The organism is Paenibacillus sp. FSL H7-0442 (assembly GCF_038593105.1).
Lineage (GTDB): Bacteria > Bacillota > Bacilli > Paenibacillales > Paenibacillaceae > Paenibacillus > Paenibacillus polymyxa_D.
The window spans coordinates 2,895,269-2,905,163 of sequence record NZ_CP151963.1 but is presented as its reverse complement, the minus strand read 5'-3'; the positions used below and the strand labels follow the sequence as shown (position 1 = coordinate 2,905,163).

General features: G+C 41.0%; 1 protein-coding gene and 1 pseudogene. Both read right to left on the bottom strand.

All coding sequences use genetic code 11. The features are described from left to right. Positions 1–3: 3 nt before the first annotated feature. Positions 4–8,643 carry a non-ribosomal peptide synthetase/type I polyketide synthase gene (locus MHH57_RS12675; RefSeq protein ID WP_209950295.1) on the bottom strand — a complete coding sequence of 2,880 codons (8,640 nt, stop codon included), beginning with the start codon at positions 8,641–8,643 and terminating at the stop codon, positions 4–6. After that, positions 8,636–9,544: pseudogene (locus tag MHH57_RS12670) on the bottom strand (aminotransferase class III-fold pyridoxal phosphate-dependent enzyme); the annotation flags it as partial. The pseudogene MHH57_RS12670 and the gene MHH57_RS12675, both read right to left, overlap by 8 nt. Positions 9,545–9,895: the final 351 nt, after the last annotated feature.

Genomic DNA, 9,895 nt, shown 5'->3' with positions numbered 1-9,895 from the left:
TATTTATAGATTTTCAATCATGCTTAAAATTTCTTCGATTTCCACTGTATCGTTAAGTCTATTTTTAATACTTTTTGCTATTGCCGAAATTGTAGGACCCATAAACACTTCTTTTAATGCAAATTCTATGTCAAATTCTTTATGAACCCTTGATACAAGATTGGTTGCCTTTAATGAGTCTCCTCCTAATTCAAAGAAGTTATCATTTACTCCAATCTTCTGGACTCCAAGGATTTGGCTCCATATCAGTACAAGCTTCTCCTCAATTTCACCGAATGGTGCAGCATAGTCTACCCCTGTATTAATATTTCCATCAGGGGCAGGCAGGGCATTTCTATCTACCTTGCCATTCGCTGATAAAGGCAGTTTTTCCAACTGTACAAAATATGAAGGGATCATGTAGTCTGGCAGATCTTTGGAGAGATACTCCCTTAATTCCGGTATTGTCAATTCACTTTCTCCAACTATATATGCACAGATGTACTTGTTCCCTTGGGGGTCTTCCCTTGTTGCTGCCACAACTTCTTTTATTGAAGAATGTTTTAGAAGCTGAGCTTCTATTTCTCCAAGCTCTATTCGGTATCCGCGGATCTTAACCTGATGGTCTATTCTGCCCAGGAATTCGATATTCCCGTCAGGCAGCCATCTTCCCAGGTCTCCTGTTTTGTACAGCCTTATCCCCTTTTCTTCTCTGAAAGGATCTTCAAGGAATACATGGGCTGTTTTTTCAGGGTCATTTAAATAACCCCTTCCTACACCTGTTCCAGAGACGCAGATCTCTCCTTTTACTCCGATAGGGCACAGGTTCATGTTTTTATCTGTTATATATAGATTCATATTTTGTATAGGCTTGCCTACAGGAATGTTCTCTCCTTCATGAGCAGCTTCCATAGTATATAGAGTAATATCGTCCGCTGCCTCTGCAGGTCCGTAGGCATTAACTACTTTAGTATTTGGACATAGGTCAAACCATTTCCTTACTATGCCGGATTTTACGGTTTCTCCCGTTATCAGCAAGTAATGAAGTTTTTCCGGTTTATTCCCTGTATTTTCCACATACTCAAGCATTAAAGCAAGGTATGAAGGTACCACCTCAAGGACCGTTATGCCATCTTCTATGATCCGATTCGTAAACCTTGCAACATCCTTTACTATTTCATCTGGATAGATGATAATTTGAGCTCCTATGGTTAGGGCTGCAAAGAACTGCCATACAGATACATCAAAGTATTGAGGCGAGTTCTGGGATATTATGCTGTTGTTAGTTATACAAAGTTCCTTTATTTCCGCATGGATGTGGTTTATCATGCCAAGATGCTCTATCATAGCTCCCTTTGGTACACCAGTTGAACCAGATGTATATATAACATAGGCCAAACTATTTATGTCTATATCTAGATCTAGGTTTTCGCCACTTTCAGCCTCAATCTCTTTTTCACACTGGTCAAGGTATATAATTCGGCCTTTATAGTTCTCACTAAGCTGCTGGGTCACATAATCTGATAAGGTCAACACATAGGCAGCTTTAGATTCCTTAAATATATCAAGCACCCTTTGTGTAGGGTATTTTGGATTTACAGGTATGTAAGCCCCCCCTGCTTTCCATATACCAAGTACCGATTCTACAAATAAGGGTCCCCTCTCCAGCATGACAACTACGGCTTCTTCTCTACCAGTGCCAGCCTTTAGCATGTACCTTGCTATCCTGTTTGCCCTTTGGTTAATCTGGCCATATGTAAATCTACGGCCTTCATACGCTACTGCTATATTGTCTGGACGTACTTTCGTCTGCTGCTCAAACAGGTGGTGTACCGTCAGGTGATGTTCAAATTCAACCTTCGTATCGTTAAAGCCGTATATTATTCGCTCCTTTTCTTCTTGGGATAACATATTGATTTCTGATAGTTTTTTTTCAGGGTTTGAGGTTATCTCTTCAAGGATATTAAAGTAATGCTGAACAAGCCTTTCTACCGTCTCCTTCTTAAACAGACGTGTAGCATATTCCATCCATAATATTATATTATGACCATTTGGTATCAACTGGAATGTTAGGTCAAATTTTGATGTTTTACTTTCAACCGGATATTTGGAATACTTTAATTCACCACGATGTTCCATAATATGCTCATCAGAAGGAACAATATTAAACATAACAGTAAATAAAGGATTTCTGCTTGAATCTCTCTTTACGTTAAGTTTTGTCACAAACTGATCAAACCTGTATTCCTGATTTTCATATGCTTCTAAGGAGCTTTCTTTTACTTCTTCCAAGAACTCAGTAAAGGCCTTATTTCCCTCTGGGAAATTCCTTAATGCCAGGGTATTTATAAACATCCCCAGTATTCTTTCAGTATCAAAATGAGTTCTTGCCGCTATAGGAGTACCAATAATTATGTCTTCCTGTCCTGAGTATTTATACATTAGTGTATTTAATGCCGCAAGAAGTATCATATACACGGTGGCTCCTGTTTGGGAGGAAAGTACATTTAATTTATCCATCAAATGACTGTCTAAATCAAATAGCAACCTATTTCCTTCAAAGCTTTGAAGGACAGGCCTAGGATAATCTGTAGGCATATCAAGGATAGGAATTTCACCCTTGAACCTATTAAGCCAGTATTCTTCCTGCTTTTTGTAAACCTCAGTGCTAAACAAGCCATTCTGCCACTGGGCAAAATCCTTATATTGCACCTCCATTGCCGGAAGGCTTTCACCACTTAATATAGAAACTATTTCATCAAAAGTCCTGATTATTGAAGTTCCATCCGAGACTATATGATGTACATCAAGCAAAAGTATTTGCCTGCTAGCATGGATTTCTATAAGACCTACTCTTATTAAGGGTGCTTTGCTTAAATCGAACGGTCTTACAAATTCATCGATTATTTTCTCTACTCCGTCTTCCTCAGACTCAAAATATTCTATAGTAAAATCAACTTCATCTTGTATCCTTTGCACAAGCTCCCCATCAATCATCTCAAAGGATGTCCTAAATGCTTCATGCCTTTGTATCAATGTTTTTAATGCTTCCCCAAGGGCAACCCTTTCAATCCCACCTTCAAATAAAATTCCCACAGGTATGTTATACCCAATGTTGTTACCCTCAAGATTATTAATGATATACATCATCTTTTGTGCAGATGAGGTTTCATAGTACTCTTTTTCAGAAACTTTAGGTATTCTTTCAAGCTCAGCCTTACCCATATTTAGGGAACCCTGTTCTGAAATCTTTCCCGATTCGTATAGCTTTGATATCATTTGCTCGGAAAGATCGTATATGCTGGAACCCTTAAGAAGTTCTACTATGGAAACAGGTGTTTTAAAGGCAACCTCCATCCTGTTTTTTATTTCGGTGGCCATTAATGAATCCATCCCAAAAACAGTTAGTGGTTGTTTGGTACTTAGATCCTCAGGATTATAACGCAAAACCTTCGCTACTATTGTTTTAATATGCATTTCAACGATATTCTGCCTGCTCTGTATTGGAGATGAAATAATATCCTCCAGGATATCAACATCCACCTTTGATTTATTTATATTCTCTTGTTGTCCTGACTCATCTTGCAAAAGAGTTTTAAGCACATGTGGAGAACTCATGGGTGAGAACCATTTTTCCCAAAACGTTTGCCACGAGAGTATAGGTAGAACCACAGACTGTGCAACAGCTTCTCCAACAAGGTGCTCCATAGCCCTAATTCCCTTTTCTACCGTTACAGATTCTATGGATTTTTGTATATAATACTCCGGATCACGTTCCATAAACCTTGCAGCCATTCCAACCTCTGACCATGGTCCCCAATTGATACTCAGTGCAGGAAGTCCTCTCGATAAACGGTAATGTGCAAGTGAGTCCAAAAAGGCATTCCCAGTTGCATATGCTCCCTGGCCTGGTGAACCAAATACAGAAGCAACTGAAGAAAATAAAATAAAGAAGTCAATAGGCCGTCCCTCTGTCATACGGTGAAGGTTCCATGCACCATTTACCTTAGGCGAAAGGACCCTATAAAAAGTCTCATCTTTACTAACCTCAAGAAATTGATCATCCGTAATACCAGCAGAATGTACAACACCTCGAATAGGAGGCCTTTCTTCCTTATCAAAATCTTTAAAAAATCCAGCAAGCTTTTCCTCATCAGTTACATCCACTGATCCAATATATACTGTTGCCCCCTGGGACTCCAGCTTACGAACAAACTCAATCCTCTCTGCAAGGCTGCTGCCTGGCTCTACATTGTTCCATTCAGAACGTTTTGGAAATTCTCCGCGTCCAAGCAGTACCAGATGTCTTGCTCCCTTGGCAACCATCCACTGGGCTGTAATCATACCTATGCCACCAAAAGCACCTGTAATAACATAACTTCCATCGGGGCGAAGATGTACGGGTACTTGATGCTGCATATCAATCCGCAGTTTATCGATTCTTGCTGCAAGTCTATTCCCATTACGGAAAGCAATTTGGTTCTCTCCATTACCTAAGACTTCTTTTAACAGCATTTCCATTTCACCCGCATTGGCCTCTATGTCAAGGTCTACAAGGCCTCCCCAATTTGAAGGCAACTCATGGTAACCTATGACGGTGCCAAGGCCCCATACCAACGACTGTAAGAATGCAGAATTTGGAGTAGCCCTGTTGATCATTTGGGCTCCTCTTGTAATAACCCACAGCTTAAAATTTAATCCCAGATTTGTGGTTGCTTGTACCAGGTGTTTTAATACAAACAGGTTTTCAAAACAAGCTTTTTCTATAGCTGTATTGCTAACTTCCTGGATCTCAAGGATATTGAGGCTCCACATATATACAATACCTGTTAGCTTCGTTTTAATTTTTGAGAATTCATCAAACAACGCTCTAAGATCCTCAATGCTTCGAGGGTTTATATATATCTCACGCTCTTCATACTGCCAACCAAAATTCTCACCAGGATATACCATAAAGCATTCTTCTCCCCTTTTTTCAAGGAGATTTGCCAGTTCTTTTCCTGCTGCTTTATGATCCACAAAAATAAGCCATGCTCCAGAGTTAGCAGCAGCTGTGCGGGTATCAACTTCTTCACTTTTTAGAAGCTCCCAGTTTATCTCATAAAGATAATCCTTAACTCTTCCAGCATCAGACCCTCCACTATTTCCAAGTTCCTTAGTTCTTATGCCCAGTATTTCGGCGATTAGATTTCCGTCCTCACTATATAGACGGATGTTGGCGTTCAAATTATTATCTTTCCTATCTACCATCTGCGTATGACAAAGCATGACAGGCTCCGGCCTTCCATAAAGCTGCACCCTGTCTATTCCTACAGGTAGGAATGATTGGCCTTCGTTATTTTCATCTTCATTAAGTGGTGCAACTGCCGCAATGGTAACCTGGAAACAGGCGTCCAATACCGCCGGGTGAAGACCGTAGATAGAGCTATCAATCTCCAGTATTTTAGGGATCTCAATCCTGCCAAGAGCTTCGTTATCGCCTTTCCATATCTTGTCTATACCTTGGAAATAAGGACCATAATGGAAACCCATTTGATAGAAGGTTTTATAACATACTTCTTTTCCGTATTCTTTGGTACAATTGCCAAGTATTTGAATCAACTCATCTTTAGCAGTGATCTTTATGTTTTGCCGTTTTCTTATTGTGCCGGATGCATTGCATGTCCAAGTCTTATCTTGTCCCGGTATCCTGCTTGAAATCTCGAATTTTGCGGTTTTTGGATCCAAAACCACCTGCACCACAGGTGATACTCCTTGATTTAAAAATAAAGCATTTTCAAACTTTATATCTTCAACTGTATAAAAACCCTCTCCAAAATAGCTTCTGGCACAAGCCATTCCCAGCTCTACATACCCTGCTCCGGGGAAAACTTCTATACCTTGTATTTTATGATCAGAAAGATACGTCATATAGGTAGTATTAAGTTCAATCTCCCATATAGGGCTGGAAGTTTTCAAACGGCGTCCTAAAAACTTGTGCTTATTTTTTCCCTGCCTAAATTCACTTGATTCCTGCGTTTCCATCCAGTATTTATCCCATTGCCATGGATAAAGAGGGAGACTTACAAACTCACCTTGGTACCGGTAAATCTTGTTCCAATCTATAGGGTATCCCAGTGCATATAGATTCCCTAAGTTCTCCAGTATTGAAACCTGTTCGTTTTCATTTCTTTTTATAGAGAACAACTTCTTACCTTCAACGTTTTTAGCTGACAGACAATCAGAAATAGAAGCTGCTAAAACAGGGTGAGGGCCCACCTCAATAAATAAGTTATAATTCAACGAAATCATTTCATACATTGCTGCTTCAAAACGTACCGGCTCTCTTACATTTTTATACCAGTAATGTCCATCACACTCTGTACCCGTCAGCATTTTCCCTGTAACCGTGGAATATATCGGTATCCCGGCAGGCTGGGACTTTATTCCTTTTAATGCCTCCAATAGCTCCTGCTCATATGGTTCCATTTGGTAACTGTGATACGCTACATTGACCTTTAAAAGCCGCGCAAAAACCCCCTTATCCTGCAACTGTTTTTGGATCTGCTCAAGGGCATCAGGATCACCTGACAAAGTTACCGAATTTGGGCTATTGATTGCTGCCATTGAAACACCTTTTATGTTCTCATCCAGCAGGGCCACAACTTCTTTTTCTGGTAAACCTACCGCCAGCATTGTGCCCTTGTTTACTGCTTTTTGCTGTGCACGGCTTCTGTGAATACTTACCAACATGGCATCTTCAAGGCTGTAAATTCCTGCAACATATGTAGAAGCCACTTCTCCAACACTGTGTCCTACCACCGCATGGGGTATAATACCCAAGGATTTCCATACTTCAGTCAAACCCACCTGAACAGCAAAATTGGCAGGTTGAGCAAACTGGGGCTGGTCCAGACGTGAATTCTCCTCATCGGCGAGAAGTTCCTCCAGTAGAGACCATCCAGCATACTGACGTGTAAGTTTATCGCATTTTTCTATCATATTTCTAAACACAGGGTCTTTTTCAAGGAGCTGTCTGCCCATAGCCCACCATATGGGCCCCATACCTGTATATACAAAAACAGCTTTATTGTACTTTCCTGCCTCAACATTTCCCGCAGACATCCCCTGGCGTGCTTGTCCTTTAATATACGCTTCCAGGTTTCCTGCAAGTTCTTCCTTTGAAGATGCCGAAACCGCTAGTCTATAGTCATGATGGGTGCGCTTTTTGCTCATCATGCTTCCAATATCATATAAAGAAATACTTTCTCCACTTCCATTAATAAAATCAACATACTTTTGCGCATAGTTTTTTAGCGCCTTTTCTGAGCGCGCAGATATGGGAATCATATATGGCCATCCGGTATTTACATTAACTTCAGGAGTACCCTGTTTTTGGAGATCTGTAGCTTCCTCCAAGAGGATATGGGCATTTGTTCCTCCAAAACCGAATGAATTTATGCCAACCAATGCGGGTTGCGGCAAAGGCTCCAGGGTCTGAGGAATTCGTATACATAAATCGTCAAAGGGAATTTTAGGGTTTGGATTCTTAAAGTGCAGATGTGGAGGTATTTGCTTATGCTTTATGATTAGTGAAGCTTTTATCAGTGCGGCAACTCCTGCAGCGGCCTCAAGGTGGGCAATGTTTGTCTTAACAGATCCGACAATACACTTTTTATCTTTTGGCCTGTCTGTTGAAACCACTCGTGCTATTGCATTAGCCTCAATAGGGTCTCCAACCGGAGTGCCGGTGCCGTGAGCTTCAATATATGTTATATCTGAAGGTGATATTCCTGCCTTTTTGTATACCTCCTTCATTAAGTTTTCCTGAGCCTGCCCGTTTGGAACAGTAATCCCGTCTGTGTGGCCGTCCTGGTTTACACCCGATCCACTTATTACGGCATAAATCCTATCTCCGTCTTCGATAGCATCTGACAGGCGTTTTAAAACCACAACGCCGGCTCCTTCTCCTCTTGCATAGCCGTTTGCACTGGAATCGAAAGTTTTGCACCGTCCATCGGGAGATAAAAAACCACCCTTACTTTCCGCTATGGTATACTCAGGTGTAGCTATAACACTTACTCCGCCTGCTATTGCGAGATTACATTCATTATTCAATAAACTCCCGCATGCAAGGTGTGTTGCAACCAAAGAGCCCGAACACGCTGTATCTACAGACAAACTTGGACCTCTGAAATCATATATATATGAAATCCTGTTGGACAACATTGTCATCATCATACCCGTTGCCGAATGTGTATCTAAACTTTCAACCGATTCGTTTTTAAATTGTATTGCTTGATAGTCAAGGGTGAAGCCCGCTACAAAGACACCGGTATTGGTTCCTGCTAGCTTGGCCGGATCCAAGCCTCCATCTTCCATTGCTTCCCATGATGTCTCCAGCATCAGTCTTTGCTGTGGATCAAGAAAGGCCGCTTCCCTTGGAGAAATACCAAAAAACAAAGGGTCAAACTCATCTATTTTATCTAAAAATCCACCATGACAGGTGTAATGCTTGCCTGGCTTTGATTTGTCAGGATCATAAAACTTTTCTAAATCCCAGCGGCCTTCGGGTAAATCGGAAGTCATATCTTTTCCCGCAGTCAATGCTTCCCAGAACTCCTCAGGCCCCCTTATTCCTCCTGGCAAACGGCATCCTATTCCTATAATGGCGATTTTATCCATAACTTTCGACCTCCAATACTTTATTTATATTCTCTTGAATAGCTTGTCTGATAATTGAACAACCCTGCTGCAAAAGTTCAAGCTCGATGGTTAACGGAGGCATAAGTTTTATAACACTGTCTTTTCTTCCTGCGCTTTCGATGATTAAACCGTTTTGGTAACATTCCTCTACTACTTTTTGCGTGATTCGCTCATCCTCCACATTGGAAAAATCAATACCCCAAATCAAACCTGCACCCCGAATGGTCAGGCCCTTATGTAATGACAAAATCTGCTTGGTTAAATATTCTCTTACAAATGCTTCCTTATATTTCACAGACTGTTCCAAATTATTCATTTCCCAATATTCCAACGCAGCTGTAGCTCCAATGAAAGCAAGCTGGTTTCCCCGGAACGTACCGTTATGCTCACCAGGCTTCCAGACATCAAGTTCCGGTTTCATCAGCAGAATAGACATGGGAAGGCCATACCCGCTGATTGACTTGGAAAGCAGTACAATATCAGGGATCATCCCGGCACGTTCAAATGAAAAGAACGGTCCGGTGCGTCCGCAGCCAACCTGAATGTCATCGCAAATCAGTAGAATACCGTGTCTGTCGCTAAGTTCCCTCAGCCTGAGCATCCATTCGGGTGAAGCTATATTTACGCCGCCTTCCGCCTGAATGGTTTCAAATATAATAGCCGCCGGTTTTTCGATTCCCGAGTGACCGTCGTTTAGAACGGCTTCCATGTATTCAATAGTATCGAATGAGTCAATTGGACTCTCGGAGTATGGGAAAAAGGTAACATCGGATAATGCTATGCCGGAGGAAGATCTTTTCTGAATGTTGCTGGTAACAGCCAGACTCCCCAGCGACATTCCGTGAAATCCTCCCATAAACGCAAATATACCAGTCCGTTTAGTGAATGGCAGTACCAAGATACGGAAAAATTTCTTCCCCAATTACTTCATGTCTTGAGAAATAAGTGATGAGTCTTTCGTATCCGTATTTATCCTTTATGTGTTCTTTTAAAAAGTCCTGATCGATCATGTTTACACTCAATGATAATACAGTAATATGAAAATAATTCCAATAGGTCATAAGTTCTACTTTACTTGAAATTTTTATCAGGCTGGAAATCTTAAAATGAGAGCAACGTATTATAGCAAGGAAGCCACCTACATTTTTTGAGCGTGTATCGGGTTTGTAGAAGTAAAAAGGTATCCTTCTAATAAAAACTTCTTTAGTTACAGGTTGGTAAGCAATATTAT

What these genes read in the sequence shown, in the direction of transcription:
- MHH57_RS12675 (WP_209950295.1), bottom strand. Translation starts at nt 8,643, where the DNA reads ATGGATAAAATCGCCATTATAGGAATAGGATGCCGTTTGCCAGGAGGA.